Source organism: Arthrobacter sp. RCC_34 (genome assembly GCF_041360795.1).
GTDB lineage: Bacteria > Actinomycetota > Actinomycetes > Actinomycetales > Micrococcaceae > Arthrobacter_E.
Window position 1 is genome coordinate 518263 of record NZ_JBFUPW010000002.1, and the last position, 16928, is coordinate 535190.

Annotated in this window: 13 protein-coding genes; 6 read left to right on the plus strand and 7 right to left on the minus strand. The window is 69.0% G+C overall.

What is annotated here, in order from left to right:
- Positions 1-250: 250 nt before the first annotated feature.
- From AB6732_RS11090 to AB6732_RS11105, 4 genes are read left to right on the plus strand one after another with little or no spacing between them, the layout of a single operon-like run.
- Positions 251-1321 carry an N-acetylglucosamine kinase gene (locus AB6732_RS11090; RefSeq protein ID WP_370960006.1) on the plus strand — a complete coding sequence of 357 codons (1071 nt, stop codon included), beginning with the start codon at positions 251-253 and terminating at the stop codon, positions 1319-1321.
- Entirely contained in the window at positions 1305-2249 is a 945-nt protein-coding gene (murQ, locus tag AB6732_RS11095; RefSeq protein ID WP_370960007.1) for an N-acetylmuramic acid 6-phosphate etherase, read from the plus strand. Before AB6732_RS11090 ends, murQ begins: the two co-directional genes overlap by 17 nt.
- A gap of 9 nt (positions 2250-2258) precedes the next feature.
- Positions 2259-3338 (plus strand): hypothetical protein, encoded by a 1080-nt coding sequence (locus AB6732_RS11100; protein WP_370960008.1) that lies wholly within the window; start codon positions 2259-2261, stop codon positions 3336-3338.
- A gap of 49 nt (positions 3339-3387) precedes the next feature.
- Complete coding sequence (locus AB6732_RS11105; RefSeq protein ID WP_370960009.1) at positions 3388-4740, plus strand: MFS transporter; 1353 nt, start codon at positions 3388-3390, stop codon at positions 4738-4740.
- Between the two features lie 81 nt (positions 4741-4821).
- Here the strand turns inward: AB6732_RS11105 and AB6732_RS11110 are convergent, their stop codons facing one another.
- The 5 genes from AB6732_RS11110 to AB6732_RS11130 form a co-directional block, all read right to left on the minus strand.
- Complete coding sequence (locus tag AB6732_RS11110) at positions 4822-7485, minus strand: phosphatidylglycerol lysyltransferase domain-containing protein (RefSeq protein WP_370960010.1); 2664 nt, start codon at positions 7483-7485, stop codon at positions 4822-4824.
- Positions 7486-7549: 64 nt separating this feature from the next.
- Positions 7550-8857: an alpha/beta hydrolase gene (locus AB6732_RS11115; RefSeq protein WP_370960011.1), complete on the minus strand. Its 1308-nt coding sequence runs from the start codon at positions 8855-8857 to the stop codon at positions 7550-7552.
- Positions 8858-8943: 86 nt separating this feature from the next.
- Positions 8944-9516, minus strand: a complete 573-nt coding sequence (gene purN, locus AB6732_RS11120; protein WP_370960012.1) for a phosphoribosylglycinamide formyltransferase — start codon at positions 9514-9516, stop codon at positions 8944-8946.
- A 52-nt stretch (positions 9517-9568) separates the two neighbouring features.
- On the minus strand, positions 9569-10912 hold the full coding sequence (locus AB6732_RS11125; RefSeq protein ID WP_370960013.1) for an alpha/beta hydrolase-fold protein: 1344 nt from the start codon (positions 10910-10912) through the stop codon (positions 9569-9571).
- A gap of 162 nt (positions 10913-11074) precedes the next feature.
- Positions 11075-12427, minus strand: a complete 1353-nt coding sequence (locus AB6732_RS11130; RefSeq protein ID WP_370960014.1) for a DUF6350 family protein — start codon at positions 12425-12427, stop codon at positions 11075-11077.
- A 147-nt stretch (positions 12428-12574) separates the two neighbouring features.
- Between AB6732_RS11130 and AB6732_RS11135 the strand changes: the two genes are divergently transcribed.
- Positions 12575-13864, plus strand: a complete 1290-nt coding sequence (locus AB6732_RS11135; RefSeq protein WP_370960015.1) for a glycosyltransferase family 4 protein — start codon at positions 12575-12577, stop codon at positions 13862-13864.
- Positions 13865-13883: 19 nt separating this feature from the next.
- Positions 13884-15233: a UDP-glucose/GDP-mannose dehydrogenase family protein gene (locus AB6732_RS11140; RefSeq protein ID WP_370960016.1), complete on the plus strand. Its 1350-nt coding sequence runs from the start codon at positions 13884-13886 to the stop codon at positions 15231-15233.
- Between the two features lie 272 nt (positions 15234-15505).
- Here the strand turns inward: AB6732_RS11140 and AB6732_RS11145 are convergent, their stop codons facing one another.
- Entirely contained in the window at positions 15506-15709 is a 204-nt protein-coding gene (locus AB6732_RS11145) for a cold-shock protein (protein WP_066214383.1), read from the minus strand.
- Between the two features lie 462 nt (positions 15710-16171).
- Complete coding sequence (locus AB6732_RS11150) at positions 16172-16915, minus strand: copper homeostasis protein CutC (RefSeq protein WP_370960017.1); 744 nt, start codon at positions 16913-16915, stop codon at positions 16172-16174.
- Between the last annotated feature and the right edge of the window lie 13 nt (positions 16916-16928).

Below are 16928 nucleotides of genomic sequence, written 5' to 3' on the forward strand. Positions count from 1 at the left end.
GGCACTCCAAAGTGGCACGGATTCGGCGTACGCAGCCAGCACGGGCCCACGCACGGCGACATCGATTGGCGGGATGAGGCCATTTTATCGCGCGGGACGGTTCATCCCTACCGCATGACCTGAGGGCCTCCCGCGAGGCCGCGAATGATCGAAAGTGGCGCTTCGGAGCCGTTTTCAATCTTGTTCACACAGGGTGCGTCATCCTTAACAGTCTGTTGCCCGCGCGAGGGCGGCACTAGTGTGGGTGTGCATGACAGTCTTTCCGGACCAGAGCGACCTCCAGGACCCCGCGTCCTCCCGCCTGCCGGGACATCTGCCCTCCGACTCCGCCGCCCTCGCATCCCAGCCGGTCGCGGAATCGGGGCCCGTGCTGATCGCCGACATCGGCAAGAGCCGCTGCCGCCTGGAACTCCGGAGCCATCCCACGGAGGGCTCGGACGTCCTCGCCTCCACCGTGCTGGAGGGGTTCCCTGGACTGGCCACGGCCGGAGGGGTCAACAACGCCTTCCTCATGATCACGGACGGTTCCGCGCATCTGCGCATCTCCGAGGCGGACGGGACGCCGCTCCCCCGGCCCAGCGGCATCGGCGCCGCCATCGCGGGGGTCGCCTCGGATGAAGCCGGTTCCCGCGAGCTGGCCCACCGGCTGGCCGGGCACTTCTCCGTCCCGGCCGCCGTCATCTCGGACGCCACCGCGGCCCACCTGGGGGCGTTCGGATCCTCCCCGGGCGCGGCCGTGATCATCGGCACCGGCGCGGTCGTCTTCCGCTTCGACGACGAGGGCACGCTGCACCGCGCCGACGGCTGGGGGCCGCTCCTCGGCGACCGGGGCAGCGGCCGCTGGATCGGCCAGGAGGGCCTCTCCGCCGTGCTGGAAGAGCTCGACGGCGGCCCCGCCACCCTGCTGTCTGATCCGGACGGGCTTCCCGTCCCCGTCCTCGATCTGCCCGGGTGGCTCGGGTTTGTGAGCAACCCGTACCGCGCCATGGGGTCCTTCACGCCCCGCGTCCTCGACGCCGCCGCGGCCGGGGACACCGTCGCCCTCGGCATCGTGGACCGCGCGTGCGCCCACGTCGCCCGGTCCGTGGGACGGGCCCTCGCCTCCGGACCGGCCACCCACTCGGGAGATCCCTCCCGCCGCGTCGCCCTGCTGGGCGGTGTGAGCGATTCCCCTCTGTTCCGGGCCCGCCTCACCTCGGCCCTCGAAAGCGTCGAGGCCACCGTCGTCCCGGCGCTCGGGACCGGCCTCGACGGCGCCGCGCTCGCCACCCAGCCGGATCTCCTCCAGGAAAGGTACATCTACCGTGACCAGCCAGCCTGAACCTCAGGATTCCCTCGCGGAACTCCGCGCCCAGCTCCAGGGCCTGTCCACGGAGGCGGCCAATCCTGAGCTGAGTTCCATCGACACCATGACCACGGCGGAACTCGTGAAAGCGATGAACGGACAGGACGCCCTCGTGGCCGCCGCGGTGGAGCGCGAGCTGGACGCGGTGGCCGCCGCCGTCGACGGGGTGTACGCCAAGCTCGCCGCCGGTGGACGGCTGATCTACATCGGCGCTGGCACCGCCGGGCGCGTCGGCGTCCTGGACGCCAGCGAGTGCCCTCCGACGTATGGCACGGATCCGGCCATGGTGGTGGGCGTGATCGCGGGCGGCCCCCGCGCCATCCGTGACGCCGTGGAGAACGCGGAGGACGACGCCGAGGCCGGCGCCGCGGATCTGGCGGCCCTCTCGGTCGGGGCCGGGGACGCCGTGGTCGGCATCTCCGCATCAGGCCGGACCCCGTATGTGGTCGGCGCGCTGGAGGCGGCCCGTGCGGCGGGCGCCTTCACCGTGGGCCTCGCCTGCAACAGAAACTCGGTCATCGGCGCCACCGCAGAGGTGGCGATCGACGTGGAGGTCGGGCCGGAGTTCGTCGCCGGGTCCACCCGGCTCAAGTCCGGCACGGCCCAGAAGCTCGTGGTCAACATGATCAGCACCCTGAGCATGGTCAAGCTCGGCAAGACCTACGGCAACATGATGGTCGACCTCCAGGCCACCAACGCCAAGCTCCGCGCCCGGTCCCAGCGCACCGTGCTGCAGGCCACGGGATGCTCGGTCGAGGAGGCGTCCGCGGCGCTGGACGCCGCCGACGGGTCGGTGAAGCTGGCCATCCTCATGGTGCTGACCGGGGTCGACGCTGACGCCGGCCGCGCCGCGCTGGACGCCGCCGGCGGGCGGCTGCGCCAGGCCGTCGCGCAGGCCTCCTGAGGCCCGGCGATGGAGGTGACCGGCCCGGCCTACGGGCAGATGGCCGAGGACCACGCGCCGTCGTACGCACCCCCACCGCCATCCCCGCCGACGAGACGGCGCACCGGGCTCGTGATCGCGCTGGTCGCGGTCTGCGTGCTGGGACTGCTGGCCGTCGTCGGGGTGGACGTCCTCCGCCCGGCGCTCACGGCCGGGCCGGCAACCCCCGCCCCGCCCCGGTTCCTGATGGCGGAGCTGCCGGGATACGACGCCGCGGTGGCGGAGACCCGGAACACCGTCAATCGGTACGCCCTCGCGGCGAAGACGGAGAAGCCCGGCTTCCTCCTGCCCGGAACCCCGGCGGGCCGGGACTACGTCCTGGAGTTCCAGGCGGATCTCAGCGACCGGCTCGCCGCACTGCAGAAGATGGGCGACCGCAGCAGTGACGACCAGTCGGCCCTGCGGAAGGACATGACCGCCGTGCTGGGTACCGTGCGTACCCTTGAGAAGAACTACCTGGCCCAGGCTCCCCTGGGGCTCAAGGGCCGGTTCACGGACCCGTCCACCGGCAAGGCCCACGCCTTCGCCGGGACGGCTTCCCCGAAGAAGGAGAACGCCCGGCTCGAAGCGCTCGCACGGGCATTCGTCCCCGCTGCGGATGCCGAAGGCTCGTACATCCCTTCGTCCGAGGCACTCGTGCGGAGCTTCGGACTGTCGGTGAACTGGGACTTCGCCCAGCTGAAGGAGAGCTGCCCCACCTCGAAGGAACCCGATCAGTATGTCGTCGCGTCCTTCTGCACCGGCGCACCTCGCGTCATCTACGGCAACCGGGCGACGGCGGGCGCGGCCCAGGTGTTCTACTCCCCCGCGGTGGTGAGCGTGATGAAGCACGAGCTCTCGCACTACCGGATCACCCAGATCTGCGGCACTCCGCAACCGGCCCGGGCGGGCGGCTCCGTGGAGGCCGTGACCAACTCCTACGCCGTCCTCTTCCTCGGCGCGTCGTACGATGATCTCCAGCCGTTCGAAGGCAGCCCGCATCCGGAATACCGGATGACGCCCCAGAGTGACGCCATCGCCAAGAAGCTCCACGCCGGCAGCTGCACCTGAGCGACGGGCCACGGCGACCCCGAGCACATGAAGGAGCCGTCAGGACATCATGAACAGCCACCCCACCGTCCCCCGTGGTGACCTGCTCATCCAGGAGCTGCCCTGGCGCTGGCGCGTGCAGGGGAAGATCTTCCTCATCGGCGGCCTCGGCTTCATGTTCGACGCCTGGGACGTCACCCTCAACGGCATCCTCATCCCCCTGGTCGGGAAGGAATGGGGCCTCGGTCCCGCGGACGCCGCGTGGGTGGGCACGGCGAATCTGGTGGGCATGGCTCTCGGGGCGTTCCTCTGGGGCACCATCGCGGACACCCTCGGGCGGAAGAAGGCCTTCACGGCGACGCTCCTGATGTTCTCCCTGTTCACGGTGGCCGGCGCTCTCGCCCCCGACTTCGCCTGGTTCTGCGCGTTCCGCTTCCTCGCCGGCTTCGGGCTGGGCGGCTGCATCCCCGTGGACTACGCCCTGGTGGGCGAATTCACCCCCACCAGGCACCGTGGCCGGGTCCTCACCGCCATGGACGCCTGGTGGCCTCTCGGAGCCGCGCTGTGCGGGGTCATCTCGGCGTGGCTCGTGGGGACCTGGCACGATTGGCGCCTCACGATGCTGGTCATGGTGCTCCCGGCGTTCCTGGTGTTCTGGATCCGGCGCGGCGTCCCGGAGTCACCGCTCTTCCTCGTCAACAAGGGACGCAATCGGGAGGCGGCTGCCGTCATCGACCGGCTGGTGGAGGACACCGGAGCCCCGGAACGCCCCTACACCCTGCCCGAGGCACGGCCGCTCCCCCGTCTCACGGCCCGCGGCGTCTGGGATCAGCTCGCCGCGCTCTGGCGCTTCGACTGGCGGATCACCGCCACCTCCTGGGCCCTGTTCCTCACGATCCTGCTGGTGTACTACCTGTCGCTGACCTGGATGCCCAAGATCCTGATCGGCGCCGGGTTCGCGGACTTCCGGGCCTTCCTCACCACCGCGGGGATGGCCGCCGTGGGCCTGCTCGGCGTGCTCGTGGCGGCGCTTCTGGTGGAGCGCGTGGGTCGGCGCTGGATCCTCGGCGTCACCGGACCGCTCTCCGGGCTGCTGCTGGTCCTGGTGTCGTTCTCCCTGGGCGATCCCGTGCAGGCGGTGCTGTGGCTCCTGGTGTTCGGTTTCGTCGTGCAGATCGCCATCCCCGTGCTGTACACCTACGTCTCGGAGCTGTACCCGACGTCCCTGCGGGCCAGCGGCTTCGGCTGGGCATCCACCATCTCGCGGCTCGGCGCCGGCTTCGGCCCGCTGCTCTTCGCCGGCTACTTCTGGCCGCAGTGGGGCCTGGCGAACACCTTCCTGGCCGCCACGCTGCTGGTGGTGCTGGCCGTCGCCGCGATGGCGCGCGTGGCCCCGGAAACCGCGTCCCGACGTCTGGGCTGACTGACGGCGGTGCCCCGCCGCCGTCGTCGTGACTGGAGCGTCACCTGCGGCATCACGACGACGGCCGGCACCAGAACGGACTCAGTCCTTCCGGCCCAGGCTCCTGGCCAGGGCCACGGCCTCCCGGGTGGAGACGTCCGGCAGGTACGCCTTGCCCAGCGCGACGCCGATGCCCGGCAGAGCCAGCACGTCCTGGTACGCCATGGACAGCGTGACGTACTCGGGGTGGAACTTGGCCTTGAACCGGAACAGCGAACTGAAGCCGTACGCCGGTTCCAGGGTCCGTGAGAGCCAGGCCAGGAAGACGTCCATGCCGGCGACCTCCTCGGGCTCCTCGGCGCCGGGCGCGGCCGGCTTGGTGGCGAGCGGCGCACCGGAGAGGCTCATGTAGCTGCATCCCTCGTCCCGCATATGCAGGGCGGCCGAGGCGATCAGGAATTCCATGACCCCGTTGAACGACTCCGGTGAGCGGCGCATGAAGTCGAGCGTCCACCCGATGATCTCGCCGTCCTGGTACATGGGCATCCAGGACGTGACGGCCTCGATCCGGCCGTCCTCGGCGAGCGCGAGCATGAGCCTGACGTCGGGGTCGCGGAGCTCGTCCAGCCCGCCGAGGGTGAAGCCCATCTCCGGCAGATCGCTCTCCGCGACCCAGGCCTCGGAGATGGCCGCGATCTCCGTGGTGGCGGCGAAGGGCAGCTCGGCCCATGAGGTCCACACCGTGGTCTTGCCTTCGCGGACGGCCTTGTTAAGCGCAGTCCGGACGCTCTGCCAGTGTTTGCCCTTCATCGAGAAGTCGGCCGTGTGCACCACGGTCTCCTCCCCCACGGACATGTGGTGCCAACCGAGCTCCTCGAACACCGGAAGATACTGCGGGTGGATCGAGTAAAACACGGGGGTCCAGTTGTGCTCGTCGCAGAACGCCAGGAAGTCCCGGATCGTCTCCTCCGCCCGGTGAGGCGCACACACGGGATCGCCCAGGGCGATGGCGTTGCCGTTCACCACACGGTACGGGAGGGCTCCCTCGCCGTCCCGGGTGAACCACGGGGTATTGCCCTCCCAGGTGCCCATGTGGCCGAGCGAGCCGCCGCCGTGGCGCCGCAGGAGCGCGCGGAAGGCGTCGGCGTCGTGCGCCATGGCCAGGCGGGGCGACCGGGAGAGGACCCAGACCACCAGAGCGGCGAAGAGCACCCAGAAGACGGGGCCGCACCACTGGAAGGCCCAGCTGACCGCCGAATGCCGCGGCATGACCGCGTGCGTCGGACGCCCCAGGAAGTGAGGCGGGATGAACCGCCGCGGCGCCTCGAGGATGACCTGCCAGGGGTTGGTGTGCGGCACGATCGCGGCGAGATTCGCGAGGGCGGAGAAGATGTACGCCGCGGTGAGCACCACGAATCCGGCGCCGAGCACGAGCCAGAACCGGCGCACCGCCCCGCGGGGCGCCCGGATCCCGAAGTGCTTCCGGGTGGCCACCAGCATGATCAGGGAGCCGACCGGCACGAGTGCCGCCGTGACCACCCAGATGACGAGCTCCGAGGCGTCGAAGGGACGGTGCGACGGCGAGCCGCCCTGGGCGATGACGCGCACGACGCCGAAAGAGCCGGGCGCGAAAAGCAGGATGGCGGAGTTCACGCTCACGGCGAGCCACCAGCCGAAGCGGCGGCCGCGGTACAGACCCCAGGCTGCGAGGCCGAGCAGCACCACCGGCACGAATGACATCACGAACATGCCCGGGCCCTGGGACCCGAGCCGCGCCAGCTGACGGATGCACTGGCGGGTGATCGGCATGTCCCCCCGGCACACGGCCATGAGGGTGGAGGGGTCGACCGGGTCGTTCATGAAGAGATAGGACCCGAAGGCGAACGGCGTCAGATCGGTGCTGCCGAGGAACGCCACGATGGGTCCGACGGCCGTGACGAGCACGACGGCGGCCACGAGGGTGCGCGTCTCACGGTGCGAGCTGTGCAGCACCTTCACGGTGAGCGGCTTGCTGCGCGGCGCCAGCAGGACACCGAGCGGCAGGCCGACGAGCACCGCGACCAGCCGGTACAGATCCTCCGGGTCACCCGAGTACAGGAGGAAGATCAGCATGAACGCGAACAGCACCACCCGGATGCGACGGCGCCACAAGGCGCCCATCGAACCGGTCGCGGCGGCGATCGCGCCGATCACACCGGTCAGCGGGTCCATCGTGATGGCGGTCGACGCCCCGGTGGACCACCATTCCCAGGTCAGGGTGCCCAGCCACTGCAAGAGCACGCCCAGGGTTCCGGCGATCAGACCGGTCGCGAAGAAGGCGAGCGCCGCCTTCCGTGTTCCGAGCGTCCGCTCGGCCAGGCCGAGGAGGAGCACGGCGCCGAGCATCGCGACCACCGTGCCCATGACGTCCTGCGGGATGAGCAGGGCGGACAGCGGGGTCCACCATTGTCCGGCGTCGAGGGTGGTGTCCACGCCCAGGCCCCAGGAGTCCTTGATGGCGTTGGTGTCACCGTGGAACACCGTCGAGCTGAGGATGCTGGTGGCCAGGAAGACCGCGGCCATCAGGAAGGAGAAGGGGATACGGCGGAAGAAGCCGTCCAGCCACTCCTTGGTGTCCCGCAGACGGCCGGTGGGCGGCTGCGTCAGGAGATCGGCTGCGGCACCCGCTCCCGGACCGGTGTTCGCCGATCCTGCGAGCGCGGCGTCGGAATCCGCGGTCCGCGGCGTCTCCGGGCTGTCGGCGCCCGGGTTCGTCTGATCGTTCACTGACTGACCCTGTCCACTCTGTCGACCGCGCGCCAGGCCGGTCCTGCATTGCTCACGAAACGTCTCATGGGGCTGACAGCCCCCACCGCGGGTAGAGGACGCCGAAGGCCTCACTCAGCCCGCCGACGACGGCGTTCCCGACGTGCCCGGCGCCGGGTATCACGCGGAAGGAAACGTTGATCCCGACGGACCGCGCGGTCGCCACGGACCGTTTCGCCGCCGCCAGGTATCTCGGATCCTCGCTGCCGACCGTGTAGACGGCGACGGTGTCGGCGTAGCGGTGGTGGGCGGTCATGATGTTGCGAGGCTTGACCGCGTTGTACGCCGCCTGGTCGCCGTTGAACACCGAGGCCAGGGTGTAGGCGGGTTTCTCGGATCCTTGGAACTCCTCGCCCGAGACCGAGGCATAGCTGCCGAACACCTTGGGGTACTTGGTGCCGAAATAGGCCGCGCACACACCGCCGTTGGAGTACCCCATGAAGGTCCAGAACCGGCGGTCCTGCTGAATGGGAAGGTTGGCCCGTGCCCATGGGACCACGTCCTTCATGACGTAGGTCTCCACCTGTCCGCGGGAGGTGTTGAGGCAGAGAGGATCCTTCATCGGATCGCCCAACTGGTCCACGACCAGGATCACGGGCGCCAGGCCATGGTGCTTCGCCGCCATGGCGTCGGCCACCGAGGCGATCGAGGTGGGATCCGGGCTGCCGGGCTGCCCCATCATCATGATCACGAACGGCAAGAGCGGCGGGTTCTTCACGAGCGCCGCGGGCGGCAGGTAAAGGCCGGAACGGCGCGCGGGAAAGTTCGAATGCGTCGCCGGGATGGGCGCCAAGGTCTTGCCCTGCTGCCCTTCTGTGGGAATCCCGGTCGGCGCCACCCATCGCTTATACAGGGCTTGTGATGCGTCCGAGGTATCCCATGTGCTGCGTGGGCTCAGCGTCACGACGTTTGCGGTGTCGATGTCCAGTAGGGAGGCGAGCGTCGGGTTGAGCCCGTAGGCGGCGTTGATCTGGAACGCCGCGGTGACGAGGAAGACCACGGCGGACACTCCTGCGACCACGCTGCGCCACCAGCGGCCTCCCTTGAGGTTGAGGATGGCAAGAGCGACGCCCGCAAAGGCCGCGGGAGCCCAGATCCACACCTGTTTCAGGAACGGCTCCCCGAAGGTGTTGTCGACGTCCTGGAGGTACCAGAGCAAGCCTAGGCCGAGCCCCAGACCCAGAAGAAGGCTGCCCGCAGCGTAGAAGAACCACCGGGTTTTGCGGTGTTTGAACACCAGATACAGCAGGAAGACGACGCTCAGCGCGCTCCAGCCCAGAAGGAACTTAGGGCCGATGACGACCGTGTTCAGGACATGTTTCCAGAAGTCCATGGCCGCTCCTCAGCACAGTGTTCCGACGCTCGATGCGCGTCGGCCCATCAAGAACAATGGGTGCGTTCTGAGGCGCGCGCTGTAATTTATAGCAAGCCGTGCTGAGCAATCGCTGACAGTGTGCTGACAAGCAGCCGACGTTCCACGACCTTGATCCGTTCGTGCAGTTCGGCTTCCGTCTCGCCGTCGAGGATCGTCACGGCTTCCTGCGCGACAATGGGGCCCGTGTCGACGCCGGCGTCGGCCCAGTGCACGGTGCAGCCGGTGACCTTCACCCCGTACGCGAGCGCGTCCCGGACGCCGTGCGCGCCGGGGAACGCCGGCAGCAGGGCGGGGTGGGTGTTGAGGTAGCGGCCCTGGAAGGTGTCGATGAACGCCGCGGAGACGATCCGCATGAAGCCGGAGGACAGCACGAGATCCGGGGCGTAGGACGACACCGCGCGCGTCAGTTCGGCGTCCCACTCCGCACGGTCCGCATAGTCACGGAAGTTCACCGTGAACGCCGGGATCCCGGCTTCGCGGGCGCGGACGAGGCCGTAGGCGTCGGGGCGGTCGGAGCCGACGGCGGCGATCTCCAGGTCCAGCTCGCCACGTGCCACCGCATCGATGACGGCTTGAAGATTCGATCCGCTCCCGGACACCAAGACCACAATTCGCATGGTCCAAGAGTATCCAGTGCGGATCGCCGCCCCGAATCCGCTCAGGGCTGCGTCAGGGCAGCGTCAGGCTCGCCACATACGGCACGGTTCCCGGTGCGGCCAGGCCCATTCTCGGGTAGAGCCATTGCAGGGTCTTCTCGATCCCGCCGTCGAGCCCGGTGTGGGAGTGGTCGCCGTGGGGGACGATGTAGAGCGAGGCGTCCATGCCTGCCTTCTTCGCCGCCGCGGTGTAAGCCTGAGCGGCGGGGAGGAAGCCGCCGTCGTTCTGGCCTGCGGTGAAGATCGCCCGGGTGTCCCGGTACGGGGCCCGCTTCGCCATGATGTTCATCGGTTTAACCCTGTCGTACGCCGCTTGGTCACCGTGGAAGACGTCGCGGAGCACTTCGGCACTGTGATCCGAGCCCTGGAAGGCCTCGGCGCCCAGACCGGCGAAACTGCCGAACACCTGCGGGTACTTCGATCCGAAATAGGCCGCGCAGGACCCGCCGTTGGAGTAGCCGACGATCGCCCAGTCCTTCCTATCCTCGCGCACCGGCAGATTGTTCCTGATCCACGGCACGACGTCCCTCATCATGTACGTCTCCACCTTGCCCATGGCCGTGTCGAGACACAGGGGGTCCAGATTCGGATCGCTCAACTGGTCGACACCGACCACGATCGGTCCCAGCCCGTGATGCTGTGCCGCGTAAGCGTTGACCGCGTAACCCATGAGCCGCGCGTCGGGGTGGCCGGGCTGCCCCATCAGGAAGATGATGACGGGCAGCCGGGGAGGGTTCTTCACCAGCGCGGCGGGCGGCAGATACAGGGCGGACCAGCGGGCCGGGAAGCCGGAATGCGCGGCGGGGATGTACCGGGGGGTCGTGCCGATCTGCCCGACGGCGGGCAGATCCGCCGGAGCCTTCCATTCCTCGTAGAGGGGCCGCTGGAGGTTCTCGCTCTTCCAGTGATCCTTGCCTGCGACCTCGAGCGGATTCGCGGTGTTGATGTTCAGCAGCGCACCGAGCGTCGGATTGAGTCCGTATGCCGCGTTGATCTGGAACGCCGCCGTCGCGGTGAAGAGCAGGACTCCGACCACCGCCACGGCCCTGCGCCACCAGCGGCTGCGCCTGAGGTTCAGCACGGCCAGGGCCAGGCCGGCGAACACCGCGGCGGACCACAGCCACACCGGAAGGATGATGCCGTCGCCGAAAGCGTCCTGGACCGTGATCAGCCACCACGCCACGAGCCATCCGAGCCCGGCCCCCGCCACGAGGGCGATGAGCGCCTTCACGAACCAGCGGACATTCCACTCTTTGAACAGCAGGTAGAGCGCGACGGCGGCGCTGAGCACCGACCACACCAGCAGGAAGCCGTCACCGAGGATGTCCGCGTTGAGCAGGTGTTTGAAGAATTCCATGCCGGTGGCCTTTCCGTCGCGGGCGGCCTGAACGTCCGCCCAAGGAATTGTGCACCTGACGTCCTGAAAGTTTCCTGGGGGTCACCTGCGAGGATGTCCTGCGGCACCCCACCCGGCGGCGTCGGCGCGGTCAGCGCTGCGAGCGCCGGCAGCGCCGTCCGCTCAGTCGGCGGACTTGCTCGCGGAGAACGATTCGCTCAGGCGGCGGGAGGGGGCGTCGTCGTCGAACCTGCTCAGCTGCTCGCGTTCCAGCCACGGCGCCACCGAGTGTCCGATCACGACGCCGATCGCCACCTCGCAGCCGACGTACAGCGCCGTCTGCAGCGGCGGCGCGCCCAGGTGACTGAGCCGGCCCAGGCCGAGCGATCCGCTGGTCATCCAGGCCAGGACCATCGCGACCGCACCGGTCACCACGCCGACGGCCGCCGCCAGCACGAGGGTGGACGCCGGCATGGTGAACCAGCGGGCCTTGACCCGGATGGAGAGCCACTCGTCGAAGTGGTTCTCACCCTCGCGGAGGAACCACCACCCGGCGAGGACACCCGCCACGACGGGTACCAGCAGCGCCACGAAGCCGAAGGGCAGGGGGCCGGTGGGGAGGGCCGCCAGGACCGGCACCGCCGGGACGGGTCCCACCGCGGTGCCGAGCGCGCCGGCGGTCGAGCCCACCCCGAGGGTGATGCCCGCTCCGCTGAGCCATGCCAGCGAGTACACCACCAGATGAGGCAGATAGCCCAGCTGCGCCAGGGTCAGCCCGGCGCCGCCGGGGATGCCGCCTCCCAGGCCTTCGTAGACACTGACGACGTCGGCCCAGTGGGCCACCAGCGTCACCGCCAGCATCAGCGCGGCGAGCGAGAGGGAGGCCATCGCCGCCAGGAAGCCGGCGCGGACCACGGTCCAGAGGTAGGAGCCCGCCCAGCGCGAATGCTGACTGGTCCGGGAGATCCAGTCGACCGCTTCGACCCCGATCAGCCGGGACCACGAGCGGGATTCGCGCCGCGCTCCGAGGACCAGGCCGAGGAACACGGGCAGCAGCGGGATCAGCGCCGCCTGCACCAGGTTGATCCGCACGTCCACCGTGCCGCAGACGAAGGCGGTGGCGAAGGAGAACGCACCGTAGACGAGCAAGGCGCCCAGCGCCGCCTGCCAGAGCTGGTCCGAGTAGGAGGCGCGGGCCAGGCGTTTGCCCGCACGCCAGGAGAGCGCGAACGGGATCAGAGCAAGCCCCCATGGCAGGAGGGTCAGCGGTCCGCCCAGATCCTGTGACGTGGCATTCCCCGCATAGAGGTGGACGCTCAGCGGGACCCCGTGAATGAGGAGCCAGGCCTGCCCGGCCAGTCGCGCCATGAAGTCGGGGCCGGTGGGACCGAACCCTCCGGTCGCCCACACCCAGAGCACGGGCAGCAGCACGAGCAGCGCGGAGATGATCGCGGCCTGGGCGGCCTCGAGCCCGCCTTGCAGCCACAAGGGCATGGGAAGGCCACGGTTTCCGCTCTGATCTGCACGCAATTTCATCCCTTCCATCCTGCCACGCCACGGGCTGCGCAGGCGTGAGGCGCCGACGTCGGACGGCCGGGTCCGGACTGCCCGTTAACCCAAGCTTTCCTTTCCGGCCAGCTCAGGGATGCGCCGCGGTCAGGAGCGGCGCGCACCGTGGAAAGCGTGAGGATCGCAATCGTGGCAGAGTCCTTCCTGCCCTTGATGAACGGTGTGACGCACTCGATCCTGAGGGTTCTGGATCATCTTCAGGAACGGGGCGACGACGTTCTGGTCATCGCCCCCTCCTCCGGCGCCGAGGAATCTCCTTCGCAGGTCTCCGGAGCGGCCGTCCACCGGCTGCCCGCGGTCCCCCTGGCCGGCTACACGAACGTGCGCGTGGCCCTGGGAGGTGTCAACCGGGTCAAGAGAATCCTTGCCGGTTTCGCCCCCGACGTGGTGCATCTCGCCTCCCCGTTCGTGCTCGGCTGGAGGGCTGTGCAGGCCGCGCAGCAGCTGGGGATCCCGACCGTCGCCGTGTACCAGACGGAGGTCCCCGGCTACGCGGCACGCTACGGGGTGCCGTTCCTGGAGAACTGGGCGTGGCAGCGCGTGGAGGACATCCACCTCCTCTCCTCCCGCACCCTGGCTCCGTCCACCTTCGCCAGGGACCAGCTGCAGGGCCGCGGCATCCCGCGGGTCCACCTCTGGCGACGCGGCGTCGACACCCGGCGCTTCCACCCTTCCAAGCGCGACGACGCGTGGCGGCGCTCCGTAGCCCCTGACGGCGAGCGCATCATCGGCTTCGTCGGCCGGCTCGCGGTGGAGAAGCAAGTGGAGGATCTGCAGGTCCTGGCGGACCTGCCCGGGACCCGCCTGGTGATCGTCGGCGAAGGCCCGCAGCGCGAAGCGCTCGAGAAGCTCCTGCCGGACGCCGTCTTCACCGGCTTCCAGGGCGGCGAGGACCTGGCCCGTCTGGTGGCCTCCTTCGACCTCTTCGTTCATCCCGGCGAGTTCGAGACGTTCTGCCAGACCATCCAGGAGGCCATGGCATCCGGGGTGCCGGTCGTGGCGACCGGCCGTGGCGGCCCTCTCGATCTCGTCGACAACTCGCGGACCGGCTGGCTGTACCAGCCGGGTGACCTCGCTCAGCTCCGCGGCCATGCCGCCGATCTGCTCGGCGACGACGTCAAGCGGCAGGCGTTCGCCCGCGCGGCGCTGCAGAGCGTGCAGGGCCGGACCTGGGAGGCGATCGGCCGTGAACTCGTGACGCATTACGAGGCCGCCCGCGACGCCGGGGTCCCCCGCCTCCCCGCGCCAAGCCTCGCCTTGCGCGCGGCCGCGCGGGAAGGCGCCGTCCGGTCCTGGGCCCGCTCGCTCGTCGAACCGCCCGCCGCATTCCGGAGTCCCCGCGCACAGACGGCGACGGCGCCCTGGGCACAGCATCGCACCGAACCATCCAAGAAGAACCGCTGAGAAGCAGAGGAGCCGGAACATGAAGATCTCCGTCATTGGCTGCGGGTACCTGGGAGCCGTTCATGCCGCCACGCTGGCCTCGATGGGCCACCAGGTGGTGGGCATCGACACCGACGAGGCGAAGGTCCGTCAGCTCTCCCGGGGTCAGTCCCCCTTCTACGAACCCGGCCTGGACGAGCTGCTGCTTCACGGGACGGCGAGCGGTTCGCTGTCCTTCTCCTCGGATTTCGCCGCCGTGGCCGATTGTGAGGTGCATTTCCTGTGCGTCGGGACGCCCCAGTCCAAGACTGGTGAGGGTGCTGACCTGGGCTATCTGCTGTCCGCCACGCGCGAAGTGGTCGCCCACGCACCCGCAGGAGCCGTGCTGGCCGGGAAGTCCACCGTCCCGGTCGGGACGGTGGACATGCTGGGTGAGCTCGTCGCTCAGAGTGATGATCTGGTCCTGGCCTGGAATCCGGAGTTCCTCCGGCAGGGCACCGCGGTCAAGGACTCCCTGGTCCCGGACCGTCTCGTCTACGGTGTCGCGGGACGCAGCGGCGATGCCGCCGTGCGGGCGCTCGACGAGGTCTACGCCCCGCTGCTTTCGGCCGGCGTGCCGCGTCTCGTGTGCAGTTACGCGACGGCGGAGCTGATCAAGTCGGCGTCCAACGCCTACCTCGCCACGAAGCTCTCCTTCATCAACGCGATCGCCGAGCTATGTGACGCCGCGGGCGCCGACGTCGTCGAACTCGCCTCGGCCATGGGGCTGGATCCCCGGATCGGCGCGCGGTACCTGCACGCCGGGCTGGGCTTCGGCGGTGGATGCCTGCCTAAGGACATCCGCAGTCTGCGGACGCAGGCGAGGAGCCTCGGTGTCTCCAGCCTTGAGGACTGGATGGGCACGGTGGATGGAATCAACCAGGCACAGCGTCTGCGCAGCGTCGACGCGGCGGCAGACCTCCTCGGCGGTTCCGTGGCGGGCCGGCAGATCACGGTCCTGGGCGCGTCCTTCAAACCGGACACGGACGACATCCGGGACTCCCCCGCCATGGATGTTTCGGTACGGCTGGCCGAAGCGGGCGCCCACGTCACGGTGACCGACCCGCGAGCGATCAACAACGCCTGGCTGCGGTTCCCCCAGCTGCGCTTCGAGCTCCGCCCGATGGCCGCGCTCGAGGGGGCCGAACTGGTGGTGCTCGCCACCGAATGGGAGGAGTACCGGTCCCTCGACCCGGTCCGCACGGCCGCAGTGGTGCGTCGCCGACTCCTCCTGGACACCCGCAATGCTCTCGACGCGGCTCAGTGGTCGGCGGCCGGCTGGACAGTTCACGGCCTCGGCGTGCGTCCGCGGCTGGCCGGCGCTGGCGCCGTCAGCCCCGCCCTGTCCTGAGAGCGCGACGCCGGGTCGGGCTTCTCCGGCGGGCCGGGTCGAGCGCTGGTGGCCCGGGTGGGTCTGGCGTCGGCGAACGGAAGGGGCTTCTCCAAGCCGGCGGGCCGGGTCGATCCGGCGCGGTCTGCCTCCGCCGGTCTCGTCCGATGTGGCCTCGCCGGCCCGCTGCGGACGACCGCAGGCACGCGAAAGGGCCGGTCGCTTCTGCGACCGGCCCTTTCAAAGTTCTAGGAGTGCCCTGCCCTGATCGGCATCGGGCTCTTCAGCGAACCTCAGATAGCGGTGATGTTCACGGCCTGGGGACCCTTGGGGCCCTGCTCGATGTCGAACGACACGCGCTGGTTCTCCTCGAGAGAACGGTAGCCGTTGCTGTTGATTGCGGAGTAGTGCGCGAACACATCCTGGGAACCATCCTCAGGTGCAATGAAGCCGAAGCCCTTTTCCGCGTTGAACCACTTGACGCTGCCTGTTGCCATGTCTTTCTAACTTTCCTTACTGAAGGTTTACGGATCCCCGGTATATGAGACCCGGCGAGTGGATGCTTCAACCATGCTTCAGAAAGATGGGCGAGGACGCCACGGTACTACCTGAACTGCTGAGTGCCAAACACTTCGACCACACCAGTTTACAGGTAGTGACTCGGATTTCCATAGGCTTTTGTGAAAATCTTCGTGACCCGCAAACGTCCAACGATTCTTCGGCGAGTCGCCGCAAAACCGCGACATTTGGCGACGTAGGACGGCGAAGGATGAAGACTTCCGCACGAACACCCGTCGGTCCCCGACTGGATCCGGCCCGACCCAGTCTCAGAAAGAGGTGGTTCGGACCGCAAAACTTGAGACCTCAAGCATTGAAGTGTCAATCAAAGGCGAATTGTGACCTCGAGAGAGAATTTCTGTCATAATCCGTCATCGCTTGTGCCCGGCGTGCCTCTGCGTTCAGCCGTCGATGGCCTGGCGGGCCGCCCGGACCACCTCGGCATCGGTCACGAGGTAGGCGGTCGGGTCCGTGCCGTCCGCGGCTCCCAGGGAGACGGCCTCACCCCGGGCGGTCGAGATCACTTTCTTCGCGGACAGGTGGACGGCGTCCAGCCCTGCGGCCCGCACCGCCGGAATGTCCTCCAAGGACAAGCCTCCGCCGGCCATGATCTGGATCCGGCCCTGCGCATGGCGGCGCATCCCCTCGAGCTGCTGCAATCCCGCAGCGACCGTCGGCCGCTGACCGGAGGACAGCACCCGAGTGAAGCCCAGGCCGATCGCGGTGTCCAGGGCGGTCTCGGCGTCGCGCACCTGGTCGATCGCCCGATGGAGGGTCAGCTCCGCGTCGTCGCGCACGCCGCGAGCAGCCGCGGACAATCGGAGCAGCGCCTCATGGTCGATCTCGCCGTCGGCCGTGAGAGCTCCGACCACCACACCAGCGGCGCCCTGGCTCATCAAGGTGCGGATCTCCCGTTCCATGAGATCCAGCTCTTCTGCGGAATAGAGGAAATCGCCGGGACGGCAGCGGATGAGCGGGTGAACCTCGACCGCTCCCCCGGCCGCCTCCATGCCGGCTTCCATGAGCCCCTGTGACGGTGTCAGCCCTCCGAGCTCCAGAGCCGTGGTCAGCTCGACCCGGTGCGCCCCCTCCTGGGCGGCGATCGCCACTCCGCTGGACGAGGTGACGGCGATCTCAAGCAACATGCGGTTCCCCTGC

What these genes read in the sequence shown, in the direction of transcription:
- AB6732_RS11090 (WP_370960006.1), top strand. Translation starts at nt 251, where the DNA reads ATGACAGTCTTTCCGGACCAGAGCGACCTCCAGGACCCCGCGTCCTCC.
- AB6732_RS11100 (WP_370960008.1), top strand. Translation starts at nt 2,259, where the DNA reads ATGGAGGTGACCGGCCCGGCCTACGGGCAGATGGCCGAGGACCACGCG.
- AB6732_RS11105 (WP_370960009.1), top strand. Translation starts at nt 3,388, where the DNA reads ATGAACAGCCACCCCACCGTCCCCCGTGGTGACCTGCTCATCCAGGAG.
- AB6732_RS11115 (WP_370960011.1), bottom strand. Translation starts at nt 8,857, where the DNA reads ATGGACTTCTGGAAACATGTCCTGAACACGGTCGTCATCGGCCCTAAG.
- purN (WP_370960012.1), bottom strand. Translation starts at nt 9,516, where the DNA reads ATGCGAATTGTGGTCTTGGTGTCCGGGAGCGGATCGAATCTTCAAGCC.
- AB6732_RS11125 (WP_370960013.1), bottom strand. Translation starts at nt 10,912, where the DNA reads ATGGAATTCTTCAAACACCTGCTCAACGCGGACATCCTCGGTGACGGC.
- AB6732_RS11130 (WP_370960014.1), bottom strand. Translation starts at nt 12,427, where the DNA reads ATGAAATTGCGTGCAGATCAGAGCGGAAACCGTGGCCTTCCCATGCCC.
- AB6732_RS11140 (WP_370960016.1), top strand. Translation starts at nt 13,884, where the DNA reads ATGAAGATCTCCGTCATTGGCTGCGGGTACCTGGGAGCCGTTCATGCC.
- AB6732_RS11145 (WP_066214383.1), bottom strand. Translation starts at nt 15,709, where the DNA reads ATGGCAACAGGCAGCGTCAAGTGGTTCAACGCGGAAAAGGGCTTCGGC.
- AB6732_RS11150 (WP_370960017.1), bottom strand. Translation starts at nt 16,915, where the DNA reads ATGTTGCTTGAGATCGCCGTCACCTCGTCCAGCGGAGTGGCGATCGCC.